The following is a 25,031-nucleotide window of genomic DNA, read 5'->3' as shown; positions in this document are numbered from 1 at the left end:
TGCGCATCGGGGGACCCATATCGCGTTGTGCTATCCGCTAAGGCAAGGCGGCGGACACCTGCTACAATAACGACCGCCACGGCGTATGGGTCCCGGCGTTCGCCGGGACGACGCGACAAATCAATCCACCATATCCGCGACCGCTTTGCCGCAGGCGGTCGTGTCGGCGTTGCCGCCGAGATCGCGGGTGCGCAGCGTGCGTTCGCCGAGCGTGCGCTCGATGGCGCCGACGATCGAGGCCGCCGCTTCCTTCTCGCCGAGATGCTCCAGCATCATCGCGCCCGACCAGATCATGCCGATCGGGTTGGCGATGCCCTGCCCGGCAATGTCAGGCGCCGAGCCGTGCACCGGCTCGAACACCGACGGGAAATTGCCTTCCGGGTTGATGTTGCCCGACGGCGCGATGCCGATGGTGCCGGTGCAGGCCGGGCCGAGATCGGAGAGGATGTCCCCGAACAGATTGGAGCCGACCACGACGTCGAACCAGTCCGGATGCAGCACGAAATTCGCGGTGAGGATGTCGATGTGATACTTGTCCCACTTCACCTTGGGATAGTTCTTCGCCATCGCCTCCACGCGCTCGTCCCAATAGGGCATCGTGATCGAGATGCCGTTGGACTTGGTCGCCGAGGTCAGATGTTGCTTCGGGCGTGACGCTGCGAGATCGAATGCGAATTTGAGAATGCGATCGACGCCGACGCGCGTCATCACCGTCTGCTGGGTGACGAATTCACGGTCGGTATCCGGGAACATGCGCCCGCCGACGGAAGAATATTCGCCCTCGGTATTTTCGCGCACCACCCAGAAATCGATATCGCCGGGCTTGCGGTTGGCGAGCGGCGACGGCACGCCGGGCATCAGCCGCACCGGGCGCAGATTGACGTACTGGTCGAACTCCCTGCGGAACTTGATCAGCGAGCCCCACAAGGAAATGTGATCGGGAATTTTGGCAGGCCAGCCCACCGCGCCGAAGTAGATCGCGTCGTGCTTGCCGATCTTGGCCTTCCAGTCCTCCGGCATCATCTCGCCGTGCTTTTCATAATAGTCCCAGGAGGCGAAGTCGAAATGATCGAAATGCACGGCCACGCCGTGCTTTTTCGCGGCCGCCTCAAGAACGCGCAAGCCCTCCGGCACCACTTCCTTGCCGATGCCGTCGCCGGGAATAACCGCGATCCGATAGGTTTTTTTGCTCATCCTTGAAATCCTTGGGTGGCTTGCTCTTTGGGTCGTGCGCCATGCACCAGACACGGCCTGTTGATGGCCTTGCAATGGACCAAACGGCGCGCGGGTGCAACGCTGCAGTGCAATGTTGACCGCTGATGGGCCGACCGCCTACCAATTTCGCAGACCACTCCCCCGATACCCCTCATGAAGCGAGAATTCCCATGGATCTGCATTTGCGCGGCAAGCGCGTCCTGATCACCGGCGCCTCCAAGGGCATTGGCGCCGCCGCGGCCGAAGCTTTCGCCGAGGAAGGCTGCGACATCAGGCTGGCCGCCCGCAACGGCGAGCAATTGAAGGCGCTGGCAGATCGCCTGCGTTCGAACCACCAGATCGACGCCTCGGTGCATGTCGTTGATCTGCGTAAGCCGGCCGACACCGAGAAACTGGTGAAGGATACGTCGGACATCGACATCCTCGTCAACAATGCCGGCGATATCCCGGGCGGCTCGATCGACAAGATCGACGAGGCCACCTGGCGTCACGCCTGGGAACTGAAAGTGTTCGGCTACATCAACCTCACCCGCGCGGTCTATGCGCAGATGAAGGCGCGCGGCCATGGCGTCATCGTCAACGACATCGGTGCCGCCGGCGAAAAGTTCGACGCGAATTATATCTGCGGCAGCGCGGGCAATGCGGCCTTGATGGCGTTCACGCGTGCACTAGGCGGCAAGAGCCTCGCCGACAATATCCGCGTGGTCGGCATCAATCCCGGCCCCGTCGGCACCGACCGCCACGTCACGCTGCTGAAGACCCGCGCCAAAAACCAGTTCGGCGACGAGAACCGCTACAAGGAATTCCAGAAAGGCCTGCCGCTCGGCCGCCCCGCCCATGCCCGCGAGATCGGTGACCTGATGGCGTTCCTGGCCTCGGACCGCTCGGGGTATACGTCGGGCGTGATTTACACGGTGGATGGCGGGATCAGCGCGGGGTGGGGGTAGCGCGATCAACCGCCGTCATTGCGAGTGAAGTTAAGTTCGTCATTCCGGGATGGTGCGCTAGCACCAGACCCGGAATCTCGAGATTCCGGGTTCGATGCTTCGCATCGCCCCGGAATGACGGGCACATCAACCTGCCGTCCTTTCAAACAACTGCCTTATCAGCGTCGTGATGCGGCCCGTCGGCGCCATCATCTCGTGCATGATCGAAAAATGGTCGGCGCCGGGAATTTCCTCATAGGTCACCGGCAATCCGTATTTGGCGCGGTGGCCAGCGAAGTCGGCGGTCTGCTTGCGCAGCAGCGGCAGCTCGGCGCTGCCGGCCACCAGCGACAGCGGCTTGAGCGGACCGCCCGGCTGCTTCACCGGCGAATTGCGGAGCGACGTCGCCTCGTCGGCTTTCAGTTTCTCGTTGAGATAGCTGTGCCTGATCGGCTCGAGGTCAAAAATGCCCGATATCGCCATCCCGGCCCTCACTAACGGATGCGACAGCGCCATCGAGGTGAGATGGCCACCGGCGGACCAGCCGGACACCACGATATCGTCACCGGCCGCACCGAGCGCCGGCAATTGTCCGGTGAGATAATCGATGCCGGAATGGATTTCGGCGACAATCTCGTCGAGCGTCGCATCCGGCGCAAGCGTGTAGCCAATCAGCGCTACATTGATGCCGTGCGCCATCGGGCCTTCGGCGAACACCGTAAAGGCCTCCTTGGCGCGCGTCTGCCAATAGCCGCCATGGATGAACAGCAGCGTCGGCGCCTTGTCGGCTGCCTTGAGAAAGTCGATCCGGTTGCGCTCGCGCGGGCCGTAGCGGAGGTCGAGTTGGCCGGGGAAGCGCTTGCGCATGTGGGCGGAGCGCTGCTCCCAGCCCGCGACCAGTTCGATGGCACCGGGCACGGCGACGCCATTATTGAAGCCGAGATCGCGGTCTTGCTGGCTCATCGCGCGCCAGTCCAGCGCAGAAAACAATGCCGGCATTCCAAATCTCCAGTGCAGCCACGACGTGGGCGCGTTTCCACTTTGCCAAAAAATGTTCTACAGCACCATTCACGACCAAGAAACTGCGGAGAGAAAAGTGGCTGATCAGGGGCTGGTGCGAGAGACGGCGTGTGCCATCGTTGGCAAACTGAGAGCGGGTGAAGTCACGCCACTCGATCTGCTCGACGTGCTGGAAAAGCGGATCGCCGAAGTCGACGGCCCCGTCAACGCGCTGCCGACGCTGTGCTTCGACCGCGCCCGCGACCGCGCCAAAACGCTGATGAAAAAGCCGGTCGGCGAGCGCGGCCTGCTCGCGGGCCTGCCGATCCCGATCAAGGACCTCACAGCGGTCGAGGGCGTGCTGACCACGCAGGGCTCGCCGATCTACAAGGATAACATCCCGGCGAAATCGGACATTCTGGTCGAGCATCTCGAAAACAATGGCGGCGTGATCTACGCCAAGTCGAACACGCCGGAATTCGGCGCCGGCGCCAACACGTTCAACGAAGTGTTCGGCGCGACGCGCAATCCCTGGGACACCTCCCGCTCCGCCGCCGGCTCCTCGGGCGGTGCGGCGGTGGCGCTCGCCACCGGAACAGCCTGGCTCGCCCACGGCTCCGATATGGGCGGCTCGCTGCGCAACCCCGCAAGCTTCTGCGGCATCGTCGGGCTGCGGCCGAGCATCGGTCGCGTCGCGCACACGCTCGCGGCCGCAATCGACCGCAACCTCGGCGTCCAGGGCCCGATGGCACGCAATGTCGAAGACGTCGCCTTGCTGCTCGACGCGATGAGCGGTGAACATCCCGGCGATCCCTTGTCGCTGCCGGTGCTGCCGAATTCGTTCCTGTCCGCCGTGCGCGCCGGCAACAAGCCGAAGCGTATCGCCTATTCGCCCGATCTCGGTATCACCCCTGTGGACCCTGAAGTCGCTGCCATTACCCGCAAGGCAGCGCAGCGTTTCGCCGAGCTTGGGGTCATCGTCGAGGAAGCCCATCCGGATCTGCGTGAGGCCCATGAATGTTTCCACGTGCTGCGCGCGTTCGACTTCGCGCTGAGCAAGGCGCAATTGCTGCGCACCAAGCGCGACCAGCTCAAGCCCGAAGTGATCTGGAACATCGAGGAAGGCCTCAAGCTGACCGTCGAGCAGCTCGAGCGCGCCGAAGCGCAGCGCGTCGCGATGACCGCACGCACGCTGGAATTCTTCGACAAGTACGATCTGCTGCTGGCGCCCGCCACCATCGTGGCGCCGTTCCCGGTCGAGAACCGCTACGTCGCCGAGTGCGCCGGCAAGAAGTTCGACAATTATGTCGAGTGGCTCGGCATCGTCTACGCGATCACGCTGGTGTGTTGCCCCGCGTTGTCGCTGCCGTGCGGTTTTACGGCCTCGGGCCTGCCGGTCGGACTGCAGATGGTGGCCAAGCCGCGCGGCGAGGCGCAGCTCCTGGCCGGCGCAAAGGCGCTGGAAGATATTCTGGGCGTCCGCGGCACCACGCCGATCGAGCCGCGCGCGCCGAGGTAACGCGTCTTTCCCTCAAATCGTCGATGCATCGTCACGAATGAGGTTCCGATATGACCGAAGACCAGGAGCCGCCGCCGGAGAGCAAGCTGACGCGCAGCAAGCAGCGCTGGGCGCGCGAGGGAAAATTCCTCACCGGCAAAGTTACCCGTCCCGATGACCAGCGCTTGCCGCCGGGCCAACATCTGACGCGCGACTGGCCGGTGCTCGATCTCGGCCTGACGCCGAGCATTTCGCGCGAGCGCTGGCGGCTCGACGTCTACGGCGCGGTCGAAAATCCGATCTTCTGGAATTTTGCCGAATTCAGCGCGCAACCGCAGACGCAATTCCTGTCCGACATCCATTGCGTCACCACCTGGTCGCGCTACGACAATCAATGGGAGGGTCTTTCGACCCGCGACCTCCTGATCGCGTGCCGGCCGCGCGACGAGGCAGCGTTCGTGGTGCTGCATTCGCATGACGGCTACTCCACCAACCTTGCGCTGGAGGATTTCGCCGCCGAAGACGCCCTGCTCGCCCACAGCTGGTCCGGCCAGCCGCTGGAGCAGGACCATGGCGGCCCGGTGCGGCTGGTGGTGCCGCATCTCTATTTCTGGAAGAGCGCCAAATGGCTGCAGAGCATCGAATTCCTCGATAAGGACGCGCCGGGCTATTGGGAAGTCCGCGGCTATCACAACCGCGGCGACCCGTGGGCGGAGCAGCGTTACAGCGACTGACGCCTTACTGAGCCAAGGGAGAACGCCCGTGCCGACCGAACGCTTTCAATTCACCGGTGAAGGCGGCCATCAGCTTGCCGCGGCGCTGGACAAGCCCGACGGCGCCACCCACGCCTATGCGCTGTTTGCGCATTGCTTCACCTGCGGCAAGGATGTGCTGGCGGCCAAACGCATCGCAACCGCGCTAAACGCCCGCGGCATCGCGGTGCTGCGGTTCGACTTCACAGGCTTGGGCTCCAGCGAAGGCGATTTCGCCAACTCGACCTTTACGTCAAATGTTGCCGACCTCGTCCACGCCGCCGATCACCTACGCGAAACCCGGCAGGTGCCGACGATCCTGATTGGTCACAGCCTCGGCGGTGCCGCGATCCTCGCCGCTGCCGGGCTAATCCCCGATGCCAGGGCGGTCGTCACCATCGCCGCGCCCTCCGATCCCGCCCACGTCACGCATTTGTTTGGGGATCGCATTGAGGACATTCGCACCCAAGGCAAGGTCGAGGTTCAGCTCGCCGGACGCCCCTTTCACATCAAGCGTGAATTCCTCGACGACATCGCCGAACATGGCCTGATGGCGCATGTCGCCAAATTGCACAAGGCGCTGTTGATCATGCATTCGCCGACCGACGACACCGTCGGGATCGACAACGCGACCAATATTTTTTTCGCTGCAAAGCATCCGAAGAGTTTCGTGTCGCTGTCCGGCGCCGATCATCTGCTCAGCAACAAGCGCGACACCGTCTATGTCGCCGACGTCATCGCCGCCTGGGTCGAACGCTATGTCGAACCGCTTCCGGCCCAAGCGGCCGCCGAACTCGGCGAGGTAGCGCGCAATGTCGTGGTGCGCGAGACCCGCGCCAGCAAATTCCAGCAGACCGTCACGTCAGGGCCGCACCAGATGCTGGCCGATGAACCCGTTGCCGCCGGCGGCCAGGACAGTGGGCCCGGGCCGTATGACTTCGTGCTGGCGGGCCTTGGCGCCTGCACCTCAATGACGATGCGGATGTATGCCGACCGCAAATCGCTGCCGCTCGATCGCGTCACGGTGACGCTGCAGCACAAGAAGATCCATGCGGAAGACTGCGCCGAATGCGAAACCCGCGTCGGCATGCTCGACCAAATCGACCGCGTGATCTCGATCGAAGGCGCGCTCGACGCCGAGCAGCGCAAACGCTTGATGGAGATTGCCGACAAGTGCCCGGTGCATCGCACGCTGACGTCGGAAATCCGGATCGTGACGAAGGCTGCGGAGTAACGGAGCTAGGCCGTTGCCAGCGGACGCACGCGCAGCGCGCCGCGCAGGCCCAGGGCCGTGCCGACCAGTATGCCAGCAACCGCGATCAGCGAGGCGAGCGCCAGGGTTGAAAAGCCTGACAGGCCCTGCCCGATCGAGCAGCCGAACGCCATCACGCCGCCGGCGCCCATCAACGCCGCGCCGCCGGCCGAGCGCAGCATGTGGCGCGGCGACTGATAACCTTCCAGGTGAAAACGCCCGGTCGCCAGCGCCGTGATGAGGCTGCCGGCGAGCACGCCGCCGACGGTGGCAATGCCGAAATTCAGCGTCGATCCCGTCGACAGCATGACATATTGCAGGGCATCCGCGATCGGCGCGATGAAGGTCAGCGACACCACCGGCGTCGGATTGAAGTCGTCGGCGCCGAGATAGCCGCTCGCAAACCAGCCCCCCGCCACCAGAAGGCCGATCACAAGACCGGCGGCGACCTGGCCCGGCGATTTCCGGAACGGGGCATGCGCGAAGGCGAAGATGATCAGCGCGGCGCTGACGGCGGAGGCCGCCAGCATGCGCGCCGTGATTTCACTGAGGCCGAACGCCGACAGCAGTGCCGGGACGGAATTGACCGTCGTCGTGGTCTGCGAGGCCTGCACCATCGCGATGCGCGCGGGCGCGATCAGGCCCTTCAGCGTCATCATCGCAAAAATGCCGAGCACGATCACCACCACGAAGGAGCGAAGATTGCCGCGCCCGAGCAGCACCAGCGCGCGCGAGCCGCAGCCGTTCGACATCACCATGCCATAGCCGAACAGCAAGCCACCGAAGAACATCAGCGGCACCGAAAATGATGGTTGCAGGTAAATCGACTTGCCGAGATCGACGAGGCCGGCCGCCGCCAGCAATTGCGTCGATGCCACCGCGACGCCGATCGCGAGCGCGTAGGTGCGGACCAGACGGCCATCGCCTTCCGCCCACCAGCCGCGCAGGCTCGAGAGCATGCAAAAGCCGCTCAACAGGCCGACCACGCCGTAAACGAGGCCGATCAGCAGTCCGCTCAGCACAATGATGTTCGCAGTGCCCTGCACGGCATTTTCCTCAAGCGTTCGGCGATATCAACCGCGACAGCATAAATATGCTACAGATTTCACCCTGCTATAGCGGCGCATGCATGGGGGCGTCCACGGCAGGGGAGAACAAAGAATGAAGCTTCCGCGCAGCGTGACGACGAGAGAATAAAACAATCGATCCCAACCGGAATACGACTGGTTTCGTTCCCGCTGCAACGAGGAAAAAGTTCTGTCCGAGAGGATTTACGCCGGCCGCAGGATCACGCGATCGCGCGACGAACCCGCAACCGCGATGAAGGCGGCCTTGGCCTGTTCCAGCGGATAGATCGCGGCCGGCTTAATCGGGAACGGCTTCAGGTGGCCGCTCGCAAAGCCCGGGCCCAATTCCCTGAGCACCGCGCCGGTTGCGACCGACGACAGGCCGAGCGTATCGATGCCGACATAGGTGTGCTGGCCGCGATAGAACTCCAGAATGTTGAACTGCACGATGCGATCGACCGCGGCGATCAGGATCTGGCGCCCGCGCAACGCCAGCGATTTATGCGCCGCCTGGAAATAGGGATCGCCGACGGTGTTGAAGACGATGTCGGCACCCTTGCCGTCGGTGAATTCGCGCACACGCGCCGCGACGTCAGTCACGGAAGCATTGATGATTTCGACCTTCGAATTGGCGTGGCCTTCATAAAGTTCGTCCTTGCGGACGACGCCGATCACGCGCGCGCCGTGCCAGCTCGCGATCTGCACCGCCGCCTGCCCGACCTTGCCGTTGACGCCCATGACCAGCACGGTCTCGCCGGCTTTTGGAATGCCGGCGCGGCGCAGGCCTTCTATCGCGGTCACGAAGGGAACGCCGATACCGGCAGCCTCCTCCCACGAAATGCTTTTGGGCTTCTCCACCACGGCATCGGCTTCGACCACGAGATGGGTGGCATGGGTGCCGTCGCGGCGAATGCCGAGATCGCCGGAAGAGCCGAACACTTCGCGCCCGATCGATCCCGCCGGGCCGTCGATCACGACGCCCGCATAGTCGCGGCCCGGCGTGCGCGGAAACACCGCATAGGACATCAGGCCGGTCGCGGCCTTGACGTCGGACGGGTTGACCGCCGCCGCCTTGACCTCGATCATCAGCTCGTTTTCGGCACGCGACAGCGCCCGCGTCTCGACCACGGGCGCAAGCAAAGCCGGGTTCTCCGCCTTCGCCGCCAGCCGGACGCAGCGCGCTTCAACTGTCTGACCAGGTGGTGTGGAGACCGGCTTCATCGATATTCCCTGTGATGTGCGCTTCCAGCGCGATTTGACGCCCGCAGGGATCGTTACACCGTCGCGGCTTCGTCCCATGACTAGCGGACTGCCCGCTGAGTTCAAGAGGCTTGTTGAAGGAAGCCGGCTAGATCTTCGGCGGCGGCGCCGAACCCAGAATGGCTTCGATCGCAAGGCCGAGCCCAAGCAGTTTTGTATCGCTGCCGACCGGACCATCGATCTCGAGTCCGACCGGCAGTCCCTCCGGCGTCATTCCAGCATAGAGCGACAGGCCGGGAAGGCCGGCATTGCTGCCGGGATCGGTATTGCGGATCATGGTGTCGAATGTCGGCACCGGCGCGCCGCCATTGATCGACATCTCGCCGGACCCCTTCCCGGCATCGATCGAAAAGGCGCCGGTGCGATGGTGGTCGGAAACAGAATGCAGTCCAGATTATTGTCGCGGAAGTACGCCTCGTACATTTTCTGCAGCGCGGGCCGATGCACCGTGATGGCATCCTGATAGGCGGCACCGAAGGCGTCGGTGGTGATGGCGCCAAACACGCCCTTGACATCGGGACTGGCGATCCCGGCCACGATGTCGGCCAGCGTGACATCCGTGATGCCGCTCGCCTCGAGATAAGCGGGGATGTCTGCGATTTCGTGCAGCGCCACCGGGAACGACACCTTTGCATCCAGCTCGAACAGGCCAGGCATATCGACATCAACCAGAACGACGCCGGCGTCGGCAAGTTTTGCACGCGCAGCCCTGGTCACGGTTTCGAGGTCACGGTCGAGCCCGCTCCAGAACGCCGCCGGGATGCCGAACCGCTTGCCGCGCAACGGCTCGATCTTTGCCATCGGCGTGGCGGTGATGACGGAATCGAGCAGCGCCACATCCGCGACCGTACGGCCCATCGGGCCCACGGTGTCGCGGGTGTGGCTGATCGGAACCACCAGATTGGCGTCGTCGTAGCGGCGCTGTGCGCCGCCATTGCCGACCGACGGTCGCAGTCCGACAATGCCACAAAGCGCTGCCGGCACGCGGGTCGAACCACCGGTATCGGATCCCAATCCGCAGCTGACGATACCAGCGGCAATCGCCGCGGCTGTTCCACCTGAGGAGCCGCCCGGGATCCGCGTCTTGTCATAGGGATTCTTCACCGGCCCTGCAAAGGACGCGAGGTTGGTGCTGGTGATGCCGAACGCCAGCTCGTGCATGTTGGCCTTGCCGATCATGATGGCGCCGGCCTTCAAGAGCCGGTCCCACGACGGCGCATTGCGGCTCGTCCGCGCGTTCTGCAGCGCCGGCGTGCCAGCCGATGTCGGCATGTCGGCGGTGTTGATGTTGTCCTTGACGACGATCGGGAGCCCGGCAAGCGGGAGTGCACCGCGTGAGCCCTCGTCGATTTCCGCCGCGGCTGCGATGGCCGGATCCTTGTTCAGAATAATCAGCGCATTCAGATCCTTGACCTGTTCGGCGCGCGCGATCGCGGCCTTGGTCACATCGACGGCCCTGATCTTCTTGTCCCTGACAGCGGCAACGATGTCGGCGGCGGTGGTCGGGTTGGAATCAGCCATGGCGGAACTCACGTCTCCGAGAGAAGGAAGCGGCGACCGCAAAGCCGGCCGACGACTTCAGATATCACGGCAAGACGGATCGGGCATGAACACATTTTCAGCTATCTGATGCTATCCCTTCGGCCGCTTGTCGAACACGCGTTTGGCCTTTCCCAGCGATCGCTCCAGGGTCTCGGGGGCGACGGCTTTGATGCGGGCGGTGATGCCGATGGTGTTCTTGATGAAGGTTGCGACTTTTTCCGTGTGCGTGGGCAGACCGCTGCCGTCCCAATGTTCGGGACGGGCTTCCGCCAGCACGGTCATTTCGTCCATGCGGCCCTCGCGCGTCAGTTCGATGATGAAATGTCCGCCGCACCAGTCGGTCGCGAGCAAAGCTTCCTCGATCTGGGTCGGGAACACGTTGACCCCGCGCAGGATGATCATGTCGTCGGAACGACCCGTGACCTTCTCCATCCGCCGCATGCCCGGCCGCGCCGTGCCCGGCAGCAGCCGCGTCAGGTCGCGGGTGCGGTAGCGGATGATCGGAAAGGCTTCCTTGGTCAGCGAGGTGAACACCAGTTCGCCTTTTTCGCCGTCCGGCAGCACTGCGCCGGTCTCGGGGTCGATCACTTCGGGGTAGAAATGATCCTCCCAGATATGCAGGCCGTCCTTGGTCTCCACGCATTCCTGCGCGACGCCGGGGCCGATCACTTCCGACAGGCCGTAAATATCGGTCGCGTCCATATCAAAAGCCTGTTCGATCTCGACGCGCATCGCGTTGGTCCAGGGCTCGGCGCCGAAGATGCCGAACTTGAGCGAGGATGCGCGAGGGTCGAGCTTCTGCTTCCTGAACTCGTCCAGGATCGCCAGCATGTAGCTCGGCGTCACCGTGATGATGTCGGGCTTGAAGTCATTGATCAGCTGCACCTGCCGCTCGGTCATGCCGCCGGACACCGGCACCACGGTGCAGCCGAGTTTCTCGGCGCCGTAATGCGCGCCTAACCCGCCGGTGAACAGGCCGTAGCCATAGGCGTTATGCATGATCATGCCGGTGCGGCCGCCGGCGGCGCGGATCGAACGCGCCATCACCTCCGACCACACGTCGATATCGGCCTGGGTGTAGCCGACCACGATCGGTTTTCCCGTCGTGCCGGAAGACGCATGGACGCGGACCATTTTCTCGCGCGGCACCGCGAACATGTTGAACGGGTAATTGTCGCGCAGGTCGGTTTTGACCGTGAACGGAAATTTGGCGAGATCGGAAAGCTGCTTGAAATCGCCGGGGTGCACGCCGGCCTTGTCGAAGGCCTTCTTGTAGTGTGCGACGTTGTCGTAGGCATGCGCCAGCGACCATGCGAGGCGCTTTGTTTGCAGCGCCACGATCTCGTCGCGGGAGGCGCGCTCCACCGAGTCCAACTCGGCGCGGTAGCCGCCTGCACTGGATTGAAGCCTGGTCGAAGCCATCGCGCGTTTCCTCAAAAATCGTTTTTGTTTTATTTTATCGTGGTACCGGGCAGCCACGCACCACCGATGGTGCGGGAATGACCGCGGAATTCCGCGATCACAACGTCACCAGCGGTGACCTGCACATCGTAGATGCCCGACCTGCCGCTGCGGGAGATCTCGCGCGCGCTCGCCACCAGCACATCGCCGAGCTTGCCGGGCCGGATGAAGGTGACATGGCACTGCGCCGCGACCGCGCGCTCATTATGGGTGTTGCAGGCAAAAGCAAAAGTGGAATCCGCCAGCGTAAAGATGAAGCCGCCATGGGCGATGCGCTGGCCGTTGACCATCTCCGGCCTGACCGTCATCGAAAGCGTTGCCCGGCCCGGCCCGATCTCGACGATCTGCATGCCGAGGCCCTTGCTGGCGTCGTCCTCCTTCCACATCGCGTCCGCACAGGCGCGCGCGAGGTCGTCGGGCGATAGCGCGGCATTGACGTTCACTGCGGTCTCCCTGTCGTCGGGCCTGTTGCAACCGGCCTCTTTCATTCGGGTAGTCTAGCCGTCGCACCGTCAAACGCGACGGCTTTGTTCACACGTGGTCGTAATCCACCACGACCCTGTCCGACACCGGCCGCGCCTGGCAGGTGAGGATGAACCCCGCCTTCAGTTCCCACGGCTCCAGCGAATAATTCACTTCCATCTGCGCGTCGCCCTCGACCAGCTTGGCGCGGCAGGTCGAGCACATGCCGCCCTTGCAGGCAAACGGCAGGTCCATGCCGGCGCGCAACGCAGCGTCGAGAATGGATTCGTCCTCGGCGACCGGCACCTCGCGGCGCTTGCCGTCGATCACGAGCGAGGCCAGCGCCTTCGGCGGCGCGGATGTCTCGACGATCTTTTTGGCGCGCGGCTTGCCGCCAAACTCGGAGACGAAGCGCTCGACGTGAATGCGATCCTCGGCAATGCCGATCTCGCGGCAGGTGTTTTCGATGTCCTCGCTCATGCCCAGGGGGCCGCAAACGAAGACGTGATCAACACTCGACGCCGGCACCAGCGAACGCAGCAACACGCGAACCTTTTCGCCGTCGAGCCGGCCGTGCAGGATCGGGATGTCCTGCTCCTCGCCGGAGATCACGTGAAAGACGGAGAACCGCTGCATGAAGCGGTCTTTCAGTTCCTCCAGCGCCTCGCGGAACAGCATGCTTGACGTCGAGCGGTTGCCGTAGAACAGAAAGAAGCGGCTGTTCGGTTCGCGCGCCAGCACGCCCTTGACGATCGACAGGATCGGCGTGATGCCCGATCCCGCGGCAAAGCCGACATAGACCCGTGCTTGATCGGGCGCATGCGCGACGCCGAAGCGCCCCGTCGGCGTCATCACGTCGAGCTCGTCGCCGGCTTTCAGTTCATCCGCCGCCCAATTCGAAAACGCACCGCCATCGACCTTCTTCACCGCGATGCGCAATTCGCCGTCGTCGGGGCCGGAGCAGATCGAATAGGAACGGCGCACTTCCTCGCCGTCCATGGTCGTACGCAGGGTCAGATATTGACCGGGTGTAAAGCTGTAGTCGCCTGATAGCTCCGCGGGTATCGCAAAGCTCAGCGATACCGCATCCGGCGCTTCGCGGCGCAGGTCGTTGACGGCAAGACGGTGGAAGCGGGGTGTCAGGGACATGATCAATGACACTTGAAATAGTCGAACGGTTCGCGGCAGCTCTTGCAGCGCCACAGCGCCTTGCAGGAGGTCGAACCGAACTCGGAGAGAACTTCCGTATTTCCCGAGCCGCATTGTGGACACGAAACCTGCTGCTCACCGAACAGCGCGCGGCGCGAGTTTGAAGCCTGTGGCGGTGCGATGCCGTATTCCCTTAGCTTGCGGCGGCCGTCCTCGCTCATCCAGTCGGTGGTCCAGGCCGGTGACAGCACGGTGCGGATTTTGGGCCGCGCAATGCCGGCGCGTTCCAGCGCCAGCTCGATTTCCAGCGCGATCATGTTCATCGCCGGGCAGCCGGAATAGGTCGGCGTGATCGCGACCTCGACATGGCCGTCACTGACGGCGACCTCACGCAGCACGCCGAGATCGGCAATGGTGAGCACCGGAATCTCGGGATCAACCACTTGGGCGGCCGCATCCCAGGCGCGCCGGCGCAAATCAGCATCGCTGAGCGAGGCGGTTACCATGTCGCCCCCGGAAACGTGCGCGGCAGCGACTGCAATTCGCTGAGAAGATGGCCGAGATGTTCGCTGTGCCGCCCGTCGCGGCCACCCTGCTGCATCCAGTTGTTGTCAGGCAACGCCAGTGTTGCCTCATTAACGACGCCGGACACGGTCTTGAGCCATGGCGCGTGCAATTTGGCGGGGTCGATCGCGATGCCGGCGCCGATCAGGCCGCGCTCGCTGTCGTCGAGATGGAACATCTCGCCGGTATAGGCCCAGAGATCGTCGATCGCGCTCTGCGCGCGCCGGTGGCTCTCCTCGGTACCGTCGCCGAGCCGCACCATCCATTCCGAAGAATGCCTGACGTGATAGGCGCTTTCCTTTTCCGACTTCGCCGCGATCGCAGCCAGGGTCGGATCGCTCGATTGCATCATCGCGCGCCAATAAAGATCCGCGAAGGCCGCATAGAAGAACTGCCGCACCATGGTGCGCGCGAAATCGCCGTTCGGCTGTTCCAGCAGCAGCAGATTGCGGTACTGCCGGACGTCGCGCAGATAAGCGAACTTGTCCTCGTCATTGTCCCGGCCTTCGACCTTGGCGGCGTAAGCATAAAGCTCGCGCGCCTGCCCAAGCAGATCGAGGCCCATATTGGCGAGCGCCATGTCCTCTTCCATCATCGGCGCTTGGCCGCACCATTCCGACAGCCGATGGCCCAGAATCAGCGCATCGTCGGCGCGGCGCAGCGTGTAGAGCACCAGCGGGGTTTCGGAGACCTGGATCGAGGCGACAGCCATCACATATGCCCGACTTCGTCAGGCACATCGTAAAACGTCGGGTGCCGGTAGATCTTGGATTCCGCGGGCTCGAACATCATGCCCTTCTCGGAGGGATCGGATGCCGTGATCGCGTTCGACGGCACCACCCAGATCGAGAGGCCCTCGCCGCGGCGGGTGTAGATGTCGCGCGCGGCCTGCAACGCCAGCGTGGTGTCGGCGGCGTGCAGCGAGCCGACATGCTTGTGCGCGAGCCCATTGCGGCTGCGGATGAAGACTTCCCAGAGCGGCATGTTCGGCGTGGCCATGATGATCTCCCTATTCCGCCGCTTGCGCGTGCTGGCGCTGCTTGCGCTTCTCCGCATAGGCAGTCGCCGCTTCGCGCACCCAGGCGCCGTCGTCATGCGCCTTGCGCCGCGCCGCCAATCGGTCGCGATTGCAGGGGCCGTTGCCGGCGAGCACCTGATTGAACTCTTCCCAGTCGATCGCGCTGTATTCCCAGTTGCCGTTGGCATTTTGTTTCATGCCGGGATCGGGAATCGTTAAGCCCAGGAATTGCGCCTGCGGCACGGTGGCATCGACGAATTTCTGGCGCAGCTCGTCGTTCGAAAAGCGCTTGATCTTCCACTTGGTCGAGGTGTCCGAGTGCTGGCTTGCCTTGTCGGGCGGGCCGAACATCATCAGCACCGGCCACCACCAGCGATCGAGCGCGCTCTGCGCCATCGCCTTCTGCTCTTCGGTGCCCTTCGACAGCGTCACCATGATCTCAAAGCCCTGGCGCTGATGAAAGGATTCTTCCTTGCAGACGCGGATCATCGCGCGCGCATAGGGGCCATAGGAACAGCGACACAGCGGAATCTGGTTCATGATCGCCGCGCCATCGACCAGCCAGCCGATCGCGCCGATGTCGGCCCACGTCAGTGTCGGATAATTGAAGATCGAGGAATACTTTGCTTTCCCCGCCAGCATCAAATCGACCAGCTCTTCACGCGAGGTGCCGAGCGTTTCGGCCGCGGCATAGAGATAAAGCCCGTGGCCGCATTCGTCCTGCACTTTTGCCAGCAGTGCTGCCTTGCGGCGCAGCGACGGCGCGCGGGTGATCCAGTTGCCTTCGGGCAGCATGCCGACGATTTCGGAATGGGCGTGCTGGGAAATCTGCCGCGTCAGTGTCTTGCGATAGGCCGCCGGCATCCAGTCGTTGGGCTCGATGCGCTCGTCGGCATCGATGCGCGCCTGGAACTGTGCGGAACGTGCGGCGTCCTCGATGTGGCTGTTATCGCCATCGGACGTATTGAGCGCCTGCGTGTACATGGCCGACCTCCCCGTATGTTCTTTTCTCCAAAATATAACATAAAAATACGAATGCAAGTTATTTTTGTAACATGTTTACGTCCCTTCGAACCGGCGCGCCAGCGCCCTGCCCGGCTTCGGCAACGGCCCGTTTTCGTTGGTCGCGTGGTCGTCAAGCCATTGTTCCGACGCAGCAAGCAGCCCGCGATAGATCTCGCCGCAGAGCCGTCGCGCCGCCCTGCCCGGCCAGTCGCGGGGCAAAAGCGGTGCCGGCAGCAACGGGTCGCGCAGCACGACGCGGCGGTAATGGTGGATCAGCAGAATCCGCGCGGTGAAGGCATCCGTGTCGGAAAGAATCTCGCCGCGGCCGATCGAGGCGCGGAGCGGCTCGAAGGTTTTCATGAATTTCAAATAGGCATCCGCGGTGCGCTGAAGCGGCCAGCTTTCGCTGAGCAGGCGACGGCCGCTGTCGTCCTCGGCGGAGACTTCCAGGCGGATCGCGCCCGCGGCTTCCTCCGGAACCGGTACGCCTGACGGTGCGACCCACACGCCCGGCAGCGGACTGCCGAAGCCGGCATTCTTCAACGCATCGCGCGATGCATCGCGGTCCCCGCCATTGCCGATCAGGAGCAACTCAAACCGCCCGGTCCAGTCGGATGGCGGCGGATCGTAGATGTGCTTGGTGGCGGTATCGAAGGTCTGCCGCCCCTTCTTGTCGAGCCGGTAAAAACTGTTGCGGCCGACCTTGTTACGCTCGAGCCAGCCGTCGGTCGCGAGCCGCGACATCGCGGTGCGCACGACGCCGCTGTCGATGTCGATCGCGGCAAAGAATTCCAGCAGCGTGCCGAGCCAGACCGATCCGCCGCGCGGCACGATGGCATCGCCGAACACGGTGATGACGATCGAGCCGGTGCGCGACGGTTCGCGCTTGAGCTGTTCGACGATGCGGGCGAGCGGCTGCGGCATGCGTCAAGGCATACCGCGTTTTGCGGATTCACGAAAACGCCGGCGCGAGGCCGGCGTTCTGAATTAGCTATCGGTAACCCGATTACCTATCCGGGTTCGGATAAACCATGCTGCGCCAGCCGCTGCGGTCGAACGGGGCCCATTTACCTTCCGCCTGCGCCAGACGGTCGGCGACCGCATAGACCACGGCGGGGTGATGACCCATGCCGCAATGGCTGCTTTCGACCTCAATGCTCTCCGACGTCGCGCTGGTCTGCTCCCTGCAGCCCTGCCAGGCGCAGATGCCGTCGGTACGGCTGAAGATCGCGGTGGTCGGCACCGGCGGCGTGCCCGCCAGCGCCCCGCCGAAACGCGTGTCCTCTTCGTCGGCGCGGCGGCCGCTCGCCATTTCATAGACGCGCCAGGCATTCGTCGCCTTCGGGCCGGCCGCGAACGGGCTGCCGAGCGTGATCACCGAGCGTACGCGCTCCGGCATCATCTTGGCGAGCTGACGCGCGTAAAGGCCGCCAAGGCTCCAGCCGACGAGGCTGACCTTCTGGCCATGCGTGTCGTTCAATTCGTGGACGAGATCGACCATCGCGTGCTGCACGCCCTGGCGCAGACCGAGATTGCGGCCCTGGCGCCAGCCGCTGACGGCGTAGCCGCGGCTCTTCAGGAAGCTGCGCAGCGGACGCGTCGAGGTGTCGGAAGCCACAAGACCGGGCAATACCAGCACCGGATGCCCGTCGCCTCTCGGCGCCAGACTCAGGAGCGGCAAAGCACCGAGGAAAGCGCCCAATTCGGAAATCGCCCGCCCCTCCAGAAACATCAGGGTTCTGGACGGCGGACGAAGCGTCTGCGCAGCAACGGACATCATATCTCCTCTCGGGCTCGGCCCCTTAAGTTGCGGCAGCCGGCCACTGGTTCAGTGGGAAGACGAAAGCCTGGTAGAATCGTTCCGCAACGCAACATTATTTCGTAAAAAGCTAGGGAACCAGAATTCTTCTTTCAACGGCGCACTTCACACTTGTGACAATTAAAAGCGCAGACGTGATGAAATAGTCACACGAGCCGCAGCAGGTACTCGAGGGTGTAAAGCACCAATCCTGCAAGCCCGCCGATCAGCGAGCCGTTGAAGCGGATGTATTGCAGGTCGCGGCCGATGTTGATTTCGATCAGCGCGATCAACTGCCCCATGTCCCAGGATTTGACCTGATCGGAGATGAAGGTGGAGACGCCGCTCTTCTGTTCGGCAACCACACTGCGCAGCACGGCGACCAGACCCTGGTTGATCTCGGCCCGCATTTCGGCGTCAGCGGCCAGCGCCTCTCCTGCCGTTACGAACATGCGCACGAGATATTGCTCCAGCACCTGCGTCTCGCCTGACGCGCTGCGCTCGAAGAACGATCGCGCATTCTCCCAGATGTGGCGCGCGAGGCTGTTCAGTTCGGGGCGCGCCAGGAGATCGCGCTTCAGCCCCTGGATGCGCTCGGCATAGGCCGGATCGCTGCCGAGCCGGTCGACGAAGGTCAGCACCATGCGGTCGAACTCGTCGCGGAACGGATGCTTGGGATCGTTGCGCACTTCCTCGAAGAACGCGGTCGCCGACGCCACGATCTTGTTCACCAGGAACCGGTCGGCGCGATAGAGTTTTAGCAGCGTCGGCAATTCGTCGCGGATCTTCTCGCGGATCATCGCCATGGTCTCGGCCTGCGTCAGCGATTGATGCACCGCGCGCATGATGTCGTCGAGCAGGCCCTGGTGCCGGCCTTCCTTCACGAAGGTGCGCAGCGTGCCGGCCGCGAGCGGCGCCAGATCGATCGACATCAATTGCGAGGTGATGCGGCGGCTGACAAAGGTCATCAGGCCGGAATTCTCCGTGGCTGCAACCGCTTCCGGCAACAGCCGCAGTGCAAAGCGCGCCAGATCCTCGCTGCGCTTGCGGTCGCGCAGCCAGTCGGCGATGAACGAGCCGAAATCGATCTGCCGCAACTTTGCTTCGACCGGGGCCGCTTCCAGAAAATGCTGCTCGATGAATTCGCCGAGCTTGTCGGCGATGCGGTGCTGGTTGCTCTGGATGATCGCGGTGTGCGGGATCGGCAGACCCAAAGGCCTACGAAACAAGGCAACCACCGCATACCAGTCGGCAAGGCCACCGATGGTGGCGGCCTCCGCAAAGGCCGCGACGAAGCCGAACGCCGGGTGGATCGGCAGCAGCGCCCTCGCCGCAATGAAGATCGCAAACGTCGCCGCCAGCACCAGCGTCGCCAGCAGTTTGACCCGGCGCAGTTCGGCTGCGCGCTGCGCGTCGGCAGGCGTGTCAACGACGAATGTGCGGGGGACGGTCATGGCGGCTTTCGACTGAACGCAGACCCTCATCCTGAGGAGGCGCGAAGCGCCGTCTCGAAGGATGAGGCCTCATGGTTCGAGACGGCGCAAGTGCGCCTCCTCACCATGAGGGTCTGACTGATCTAAGTGAATACCAGACAAAAAGAAGGCCCGCCTAAGCGGGCCTTCCAAAAGGGCAGTTGGCAGATCGCTATCAGGCGGTCTTGCTGTAGACCTTGGAGAAGTTGTCCTGAGCGGTCTTGGCGCTGTCGGCGACGAGCTTGCCGAGATATTCTGACGTGGCCTTCGCCCGCGAGACGAACACTTCGCCACGCGCACGGACCATGTCCGACTGGATCTGGGCGGCTTCGCTCAGCGACTTGGCCGAAGCGAGCTTGTCGATGCCGGCGAAGAACGCTTCCGCGTCCTGATAAAACGCCTGCTGGATGTTGCGGCTGATCTTGGCAGCCTCGGAAACCGAACCGGCAACGGCGGTCTCGATGGCAGCGGTCACCTTCTCGGAACCGGCATGCATGTCGGCGGCGCGAACCTTCGCGGTCTCGGCCTGCTTCTTCACGAACTCACGGGCAGCTTCCGGAACTTCCAGGTTCTGGAGCTTGGTGAACGCCTCGGTGACGGGCGCGAAGGCTTCCTTGACGGTGTTCAGCACGGAATTGGTTTCGGTGGTCATGGGGGTCTCTCCATCCTCAGGTTTGAGCTATGGGCTCACCCCGTCCGGAGTGGCCCGGGGCGAGATCGTTGTGCCATAGTTAATGTTGCGACGCAATATCGATGTTGCATCGCGACATCACGAATGCGTGATGAGCCTCAATGATGAGCGGTTTGCCTAGGGAACCAGCAAAAGTTCCACTTTCGTCTAATGCCGAACGGCCGGCTTTGGTGCCGGACGGCCCGCTTTAGTGCCGGGCGGCCACCCTCTAGTGCTGGACGGCGCCTGGAAGCCCGTAGGCCTCCAGCTGGGCTCGCACCTGCGCCACATTGTGCCCGAGCACGACAATGTCATGCTTCTTGCCGTCGACGTCCCGGACGTGGTCCCGCAACAGGGCCTCGGCCTTGAAACCGAGGCTCTCGAACAGCGCGATCGCTGCCTGCTGGTCGACCGTCATCTGCACCGAGAGCTTTTCCAGGCCGGCGCCCAGCGCCAGCGCAAAGGTCTCCTGCGACAGCGCCCGGCCGACGCCCTGCCCGCGCACGTCCTGCGACACCACCATCCGGATCTCGCCGACATGCTGCGACCAGGAATGCGGGTCGCGCACCAGCGTGCCGCAACCGACCACCGCGTCGCCCTTCACGGCCAGCAGGCTCGTGATCTGCCCGCGCTCGATCTCGTTGATCCAGGCCGACAGCACCTTGGGCTGGCTGATGTTGCGCGGCAGGAACAGCAGATCATGCGTCGGCAGTTTTTGCGCGAAGGCCAGCACCGCGGCCTCGTCGGCGCGGGACATCAGGCGGAATTCGATCTCGCCGGCGTCGGTCTTGACGTGGCGCGGATAGGAACGTGTTTCACTCATGTTGATCTCTTACCTAACCAGTTGTCCAGTTTCGGCCATAGCCGCTTGATCGCATTGGCGCCGGCGACGACGCTGACATGGCCGCCCTTCAGGACCACCTCTTCCTTGTCGGACGAACCGACCTTGGCGATCAGGTGCTTGGCCGCGTCATAGGGCACGATGTGATCGTGCTCGGCGACCGCGTGCAGGATCGGCACCTTGATGTCAGCGATATTGGCCGCACGCCCGCCGACCGTCATGGTGTCGTTGTAGAGCTTGTTGTCCCACATCAGGTCCTTGGTGATGGCGCGGAAATACTCGCCCGCCAGCGGCAACGTGTCGGTGCCCCAGCGATCCATCATCCGGTAGGCCTTGACGTATTCGTCGTTCCAGATGTTCTCCCACAAATTCACCTGGCTGACCGCGCGCGACGCCGGCCGCAGCATTTCGAACGAAGACAGGATCATTTCCGGCGGCACATTGCCGATGCTGTCGACGAGGCGATCGACATCGAAATAGCGCCGGTCCGAGAAATTCGAGAACAGCTTCATCTCGCGGAAATCGATCGGCGTGGTGAAGCAGATCAAATTCTTCATCGGTCCGTCGTTGAAGATCGAGCCGTACAGCAGCGACAGCACGCCGCCGAAGCAATAGCCGATCACGGTGACGTCTGTTTCACCGGAATCCTGCTGTACGCGGCGGACGCAATCCGGGATGAAGTCGAGGACGTAATCCTCCATCCGCAGCGATTTTTCCTCCGGTTTCGGCGCGGTCCAGTCCATCATGTAGACGTCGTAGCCGCGCTTGAGCAGGAATTCGATAAAACTCTGGCCGGGCACCATGTCGAGGATGTAGCCGCGGTTGGTGGTCGCCATCACGATCAGGATCGGCACGCGGTAGATTTCGTCCGCGATGGGCCGGTAGTGATAGAGGTTCAGCGTGCCGCGGCTGAGCAACACGTCCTTCGGCGTCGAACCCAGCGCGGGGCCCGACGAGGAGATGTATTCGACGCCCTTGATGCTGCGCTGGATCGCGCGCTGCACCTCGGACTGGATCCGCTCGGGAATCGACGCCAGATCGAGGGCTGCTGCGGGCGCGTTCATTTTTGCTCTCCCTCCGACGGGGGACGCTTGGTGCGCGGCGGCCGCGCCGCGCCATAGCCGCCTTCAGGCGCCAGCGAATTGTGATGGATCTGGTGCAGCATCGCCTTGATCTCGTTGAGCTGGCCTTCGATTCCCTGGATGCGCTCGGCCATGCCGACCATTTGCGCCCGGCTCGGCAGGTTCATGCTGACGAGATACTTCTCCATCAGCTCGCCGAGCTGCTTCTGCGCGCCGGCCGAGACGCCGCCGACCTGATTCATCACTTTTGAGAATTCGGGCGAAGCCATCGCCTGGTTGGCAAAGGAGTTGAACCCCTTCTCCATCTCCCCGATCATCGTCTGCCAGATCACGGCAGGATCATTGCCTTTGTCGGCCATTGGCGCCCTCCCTTGGTTACGAGCGCTTTGCCACGCCTCGGATATTATTCCGCCATACCACACCGTTGCGGCGTGGCGGTCAACCGGGCGACGTCGCGTTTTCAAGCGAAGCGGGTAGCGGTTCGCGTCTGGAAAACGCGTCCGAACAAGGGACTGGTTAACAGTGAGCAGCAAAGCCTTCTGCGATGCGGTAAACCGTGCCATACAAGACCCCATCAAGGTACCATCGCAGGACTGATCCAAAGGACCGCCAACGTGACGCTTGCCCATCAGCCGCCGCAGATCGCCCACGCCAATGGCATCGACATTTGCTACGAAAGCTTCGGCGATGCCGGCGCGGAACCGTTGCTGCTGATCATGGGCCTCGGCGCCCAGATGATCCATTGGGACGATGATTTCTGCCGCCAGCTGGCCGCGCGCGGTTTTCGCGTCATCCGTTTCGACAACCGCGACATCGGCAAATCCTCCCGCATGACCGGCGGCAAGCGTCTGAGCGCGCTCGAACTGCTCAAGCTGAAATTCCTGAAGATCCCGGTCGCCGCGCCCTACAGACTGATCGACATGGCCAAGGACACGGTCGGCCTGATGGACGTGCTCGGCATCAAGTCGGCGCATCTGGTCGGCGCATCGATGGGCGGCATGATCGCCCAGGAAGTCGCGATCTCGTTTCCGGCACGGGTGCGCTCGCTGACGTCGATCATGTCGACAACGGGCAATCCCAAGGTGCCGGGGCCGACACGGGAAGCCGCCGCCATGCTGATGGCGCCGCCGCCCGCGACCAAGGAAGAGTATTTCGAACGCTTTGCAAAAACCTGGAAAATCTTGCGCGTCGGCTCGTTTCCGGAAGACGAAGCGCTCGACCGCTCGCGCGCCGAACGCACCTATGAACGCGGCCTCAACCCGGCCGGCGTCGGCCGCCAGCTGCGCGCGGTGCTCGCCTCCGGCAGCCGCAAGGAACGGCTGAGCGCGGTGAAGGCACCAACGCTCGTCATCCACGGCACCGTCGATCCCCTGGTGCGGCCCGAGGGCGGCAAGGATACGGCAGCCTCTGTGCCAGGCGCGAAGCTTGTGATGATCGACGGCATGGGCCACGCGTTGCCGATCCCGATGTGGCCGCAGATCATCGATGCCATCGACAAGCACGCCCATGGTGCGGCGGCGAAGGCGGCTTGATCAGGTTACTTCGAGGTGACTTCGTGAGTATCGGGTGCCCTCTTACGGCCGGCGGGGTCGAGTACTATAGACGGCACACCGATATCGTCAGATGGAGCCCGATCATGGATCTCTTTTTTCGGCCACGCATCGCCCTGGCCACCGTCGTCCTGTTCGCCCTCGCCTCTCCGAGCGCCTGGGCCGCCTCCGCGGCGCAGCAGGAAGCCAACAGAAAAGCGGTGCTCGACTTCTATGAGAAGGGGCTAAACCAGAAAGATGCCGACGGCGCGATCGCCTATATGGGCGATCGCTATGTCCAGCACAATCCGAATGCCGCTGACGGTCCCGAGGGCTTCCGCAAGTTCATTGGATTCCTGCGCGAGAAATTCCCGAACTCCCGCAGCGAGATCAAGCGTTCGTTCGTGGACGGCGATTACGTCATCCTGCATGTCCACGCCATTCGCGAGCCCGGCACGAGGGGGAGCGCGATCATCGACGTCTTCAAGCTCGAGAACGGCAAGATCGTCGAGCATTGGGACGTCGTCCAGCCGATCCCCGAGAATCCGGCGAACAGCAACACGATGTTCTGAGGCATCGTCCGGGCATCATCGACCGATACGCGGAGCAGCGTGACGCACTACGTGCGTGTTGCGATCCAGATGACATGGCGCGCGCCGCCGCCTCTTCCGGTGGCGCGCACGGCAACCTCATTCACATCGAAACCGGCGGCACGCAGCCGCTTTGAGAACGGCGCGTTGGGTCCGGACGACCAGACGGCCAGGACGCCGCCGGGACGAAGCGCGGTATGTGCCGCGCCCAATCCGGCTGAACTGTAGAGCCCATCATTGGCCTTGCGGGTCAGGCCTTCCGGCCCGTTGTCGACGTCGAGCAGAATCGCATCGAATTTCGATCGGCTGGATCGAATAATCTCGGTGACGTCCACTTCCTGAATGCTGACGCGCGTATCGTTCAGGCTGCCGCCAACAATCTCCGCCATCGGACCTCGCCCCCAGGCGACGACGGCCGGCACCAGTTCAGCCACCACGATCCGCGCCCCGGCGCCGAGCACCGCAAGCGCAGCCCGCAACGTAAAGCCCATGCCCAATCCGCCGATCAGCAGATGCGGCTTCTTGTTCGCTTCCAGCTTCTTGACCGCAAGGGTGGCGAGTGCGGCTTCCGAGCCAGAGAGGCGGCTGTTCATCAGCTCGTTGGTGCCGAGCATGATGGAAAACTCGGCGCCCCGCTTCATCAGGCGCAGTTCCGCGTCGGTGCCGGGCACACGCGCGGTATCGATTTTTTCCCAGGGAATCATGTCGGGGTTCTAGCACGATCGGCTGCCACTCCCTCTCCCCGTCCTTACGGGGAGAGGGTTGGGGTGAGGGGCTCTATCCGAGAAGCCGGTGTCAGTTGAAAAACCAGTACCCCCTCACCCGGATCGCAAGGGCGATCCGACCTCTCCCCGCAAGCGGGGAGAGGTAAATGCAACC

At 63.4% G+C, this 25,031-nt stretch carries 27 protein-coding genes; 6 read left to right on the top strand and 21 right to left on the bottom strand.

Annotated features, from left to right (window positions below):
- Nucleotides 1–120 precede the first annotated feature (120 nt).
- Complete coding sequence (locus JQ611_RS04885; protein WP_212268388.1) at nucleotides 121–1,194, bottom strand: tartrate dehydrogenase; 1,074 nt, start codon at nucleotides 1,192–1,194, stop codon at nucleotides 121–123.
- Between the two features lie 191 nt (nucleotides 1,195–1,385).
- Between JQ611_RS04885 and JQ611_RS04880 the strand changes: the two genes are divergently transcribed.
- Nucleotides 1,386–2,162 (top strand): SDR family oxidoreductase, encoded by a 777-nt coding sequence (locus tag JQ611_RS04880; protein WP_212268390.1) that lies wholly within the window; start codon nucleotides 1,386–1,388, stop codon nucleotides 2,160–2,162.
- Between the two features lie 126 nt (nucleotides 2,163–2,288).
- Here the strand turns inward: JQ611_RS04880 and JQ611_RS04875 are convergent, their stop codons facing one another.
- Nucleotides 2,289–3,140, bottom strand: coding sequence for an alpha/beta hydrolase (locus tag JQ611_RS04875; RefSeq protein ID WP_212464681.1), 852 nt, complete (start codon nucleotides 3,138–3,140; stop codon nucleotides 2,289–2,291).
- A gap of 52 nt (nucleotides 3,141–3,192) precedes the next feature.
- On the opposite strand from JQ611_RS04875, the gene JQ611_RS04870 reads away from it, so the two are divergent.
- The 3 genes from JQ611_RS04870 to JQ611_RS04860 are packed head-to-tail and all read left to right on the top strand — an operon-like array spanning nucleotide 3,193 to nucleotide 6,624.
- Complete coding sequence (locus JQ611_RS04870; protein WP_212464680.1) at nucleotides 3,193–4,659, top strand: amidase; 1,467 nt, start codon at nucleotides 3,193–3,195, stop codon at nucleotides 4,657–4,659.
- Nucleotides 4,660–4,709: 50 nt separating this feature from the next.
- Complete coding sequence (locus JQ611_RS04865; RefSeq protein ID WP_212385776.1) at nucleotides 4,710–5,372, top strand: sulfite oxidase-like oxidoreductase; 663 nt, start codon at nucleotides 4,710–4,712, stop codon at nucleotides 5,370–5,372.
- Nucleotides 5,373–5,400: 28 nt separating this feature from the next.
- Entirely contained in the window at nucleotides 5,401–6,624 is a 1,224-nt protein-coding gene (locus JQ611_RS04860) for a bifunctional alpha/beta hydrolase/OsmC family protein (RefSeq protein WP_212464679.1), read from the top strand.
- Between the two features lie 5 nt (nucleotides 6,625–6,629).
- Here the strand turns inward: JQ611_RS04860 and JQ611_RS04855 are convergent, their stop codons facing one another.
- From JQ611_RS04855 to JQ611_RS04770, 18 genes are all read right to left on the bottom strand, one after another.
- Nucleotides 6,630–7,601, bottom strand: coding sequence for a YeeE/YedE family protein (locus JQ611_RS04855; protein WP_409363251.1), 972 nt, complete (start codon nucleotides 7,599–7,601; stop codon nucleotides 6,630–6,632).
- 312 nt (nucleotides 7,602–7,913) lie between these two features.
- Complete coding sequence (locus JQ611_RS04850) at nucleotides 7,914–8,930, bottom strand: zinc-binding alcohol dehydrogenase family protein (protein WP_212464678.1); 1,017 nt, start codon at nucleotides 8,928–8,930, stop codon at nucleotides 7,914–7,916.
- Nucleotides 8,931–9,057: 127 nt separating this feature from the next.
- Complete coding sequence (locus tag JQ611_RS42375; RefSeq protein WP_212464677.1) at nucleotides 9,058–9,288, bottom strand: amidase family protein; 231 nt, start codon at nucleotides 9,286–9,288, stop codon at nucleotides 9,058–9,060.
- Nucleotides 9,243–10,490, bottom strand: a complete 1,248-nt coding sequence (locus tag JQ611_RS04840) for an amidase family protein (protein ID WP_212464676.1) — start codon at nucleotides 10,488–10,490, stop codon at nucleotides 9,243–9,245. Before JQ611_RS04840 ends, JQ611_RS42375 begins: the two co-directional genes overlap by 46 nt.
- Nucleotides 10,491–10,601: 111 nt before the next feature.
- Nucleotides 10,602–11,933, bottom strand: coding sequence for a phenylacetate--CoA ligase PaaK (paaK, locus tag JQ611_RS04835; RefSeq protein WP_212464675.1), 1,332 nt, complete (start codon nucleotides 11,931–11,933; stop codon nucleotides 10,602–10,604).
- Between the two features lie 29 nt (nucleotides 11,934–11,962).
- The gene (gene paaI, locus JQ611_RS04830) at nucleotides 11,963–12,415 is read right to left on the bottom strand and encodes a hydroxyphenylacetyl-CoA thioesterase PaaI (protein ID WP_212464674.1); all 453 of its coding nucleotides are present in this window, start codon (nucleotides 12,413–12,415) and stop codon (nucleotides 11,963–11,965) included.
- Between the two features lie 88 nt (nucleotides 12,416–12,503).
- Entirely contained in the window at nucleotides 12,504–13,583 is a 1,080-nt protein-coding gene (gene paaE / locus JQ611_RS04825) for a 1,2-phenylacetyl-CoA epoxidase subunit PaaE (RefSeq protein ID WP_212464673.1), read from the bottom strand.
- A gap of 2 nt (nucleotides 13,584–13,585) precedes the next feature.
- Nucleotides 13,586–14,089 (bottom strand): 1,2-phenylacetyl-CoA epoxidase subunit PaaD, encoded by a 504-nt coding sequence (paaD, locus tag JQ611_RS04820; RefSeq protein WP_212268409.1) that lies wholly within the window; start codon nucleotides 14,087–14,089, stop codon nucleotides 13,586–13,588.
- Complete coding sequence (paaC, locus tag JQ611_RS04815) at nucleotides 14,083–14,859, bottom strand: 1,2-phenylacetyl-CoA epoxidase subunit PaaC (protein ID WP_212464672.1); 777 nt, start codon at nucleotides 14,857–14,859, stop codon at nucleotides 14,083–14,085. The genes paaD and paaC overlap by 7 nt, the downstream gene beginning before the upstream one ends.
- The gene (paaB, locus tag JQ611_RS04810) at nucleotides 14,859–15,146 is read right to left on the bottom strand and encodes a 1,2-phenylacetyl-CoA epoxidase subunit PaaB (protein WP_192737264.1); all 288 of its coding nucleotides are present in this window, start codon (nucleotides 15,144–15,146) and stop codon (nucleotides 14,859–14,861) included. The genes paaC and paaB overlap by 1 nt, the downstream gene beginning before the upstream one ends.
- A 10-nt stretch (nucleotides 15,147–15,156) precedes the next feature.
- Nucleotides 15,157–16,149, bottom strand: a complete 993-nt coding sequence (gene paaA, locus JQ611_RS04805) for a 1,2-phenylacetyl-CoA epoxidase subunit PaaA (RefSeq protein WP_212414318.1) — start codon at nucleotides 16,147–16,149, stop codon at nucleotides 15,157–15,159.
- A 75-nt stretch (nucleotides 16,150–16,224) separates the two neighbouring features.
- Nucleotides 16,225–17,094, bottom strand: coding sequence for a phenylacetic acid degradation operon negative regulatory protein PaaX (gene paaX / locus JQ611_RS04800; RefSeq protein ID WP_212464671.1), 870 nt, complete (start codon nucleotides 17,092–17,094; stop codon nucleotides 16,225–16,227).
- An 82-nt stretch (nucleotides 17,095–17,176) separates the two neighbouring features.
- Nucleotides 17,177–17,947, bottom strand: a complete 771-nt coding sequence (locus JQ611_RS04795; protein ID WP_212385787.1) for a triacylglycerol lipase — start codon at nucleotides 17,945–17,947, stop codon at nucleotides 17,177–17,179.
- 188 nt (nucleotides 17,948–18,135) lie between these two features.
- Nucleotides 18,136–19,422, bottom strand: a complete 1,287-nt coding sequence (locus tag JQ611_RS04790) for a DUF445 domain-containing protein (protein ID WP_212268419.1) — start codon at nucleotides 19,420–19,422, stop codon at nucleotides 18,136–18,138.
- Nucleotides 19,423–19,615: 193 nt separating this feature from the next.
- Nucleotides 19,616–20,092, bottom strand: coding sequence for a phasin (locus JQ611_RS04785; RefSeq protein ID WP_212268421.1), 477 nt, complete (start codon nucleotides 20,090–20,092; stop codon nucleotides 19,616–19,618).
- 247 nt (nucleotides 20,093–20,339) lie between these two features.
- Entirely contained in the window at nucleotides 20,340–20,933 is a 594-nt protein-coding gene (locus JQ611_RS04780) for a GNAT family N-acetyltransferase (RefSeq protein WP_212268423.1), read from the bottom strand.
- On the bottom strand, nucleotides 20,930–22,015 hold the full coding sequence (locus JQ611_RS04775) for an alpha/beta fold hydrolase (RefSeq protein ID WP_212268425.1): 1,086 nt from the start codon (nucleotides 22,013–22,015) through the stop codon (nucleotides 20,930–20,932). Before JQ611_RS04775 ends, JQ611_RS04780 begins: the two co-directional genes overlap by 4 nt.
- Entirely contained in the window at nucleotides 22,012–22,392 is a 381-nt protein-coding gene (locus tag JQ611_RS04770) for a hypothetical protein (RefSeq protein ID WP_212268517.1), read from the bottom strand. Before JQ611_RS04770 ends, JQ611_RS04775 begins: the two co-directional genes overlap by 4 nt.
- Nucleotides 22,393–22,647: 255 nt before the next feature.
- Between JQ611_RS04770 and JQ611_RS04765 the strand changes: the two genes are divergently transcribed.
- Together JQ611_RS04765 and JQ611_RS04760 are read left to right on the top strand one after the other, a co-directional pair.
- Nucleotides 22,648–23,565 carry an alpha/beta fold hydrolase gene (locus tag JQ611_RS04765; RefSeq protein ID WP_212385788.1) on the top strand — a complete coding sequence of 306 codons (918 nt, stop codon included), beginning with the start codon at nucleotides 22,648–22,650 and terminating at the stop codon, nucleotides 23,563–23,565.
- 104 nt (nucleotides 23,566–23,669) lie between these two features.
- Nucleotides 23,670–24,134 (top strand): nuclear transport factor 2 family protein, encoded by a 465-nt coding sequence (locus tag JQ611_RS04760; protein ID WP_212268429.1) that lies wholly within the window; start codon nucleotides 23,670–23,672, stop codon nucleotides 24,132–24,134.
- 47 nt (nucleotides 24,135–24,181) lie between these two features.
- Here JQ611_RS04760 and JQ611_RS04755 read toward each other — a convergent pair whose 3' ends face one another.
- Nucleotides 24,182–24,856 (bottom strand): spermidine synthase, encoded by a 675-nt coding sequence (locus tag JQ611_RS04755; protein ID WP_212385789.1) that lies wholly within the window; start codon nucleotides 24,854–24,856, stop codon nucleotides 24,182–24,184.
- Nucleotides 24,857–25,031 lie beyond the last annotated feature (175 nt).

It is taken from the genome of Bradyrhizobium sp. AUGA SZCCT0182 (genome assembly GCF_018130185.1).
Taxonomy (GTDB): Bacteria; Pseudomonadota; Alphaproteobacteria; order Rhizobiales; family Xanthobacteraceae; genus Bradyrhizobium.
Note: the sequence above shows the minus strand (reverse complement) of the source record. Positions and strands in the feature narration are given on the sequence as shown.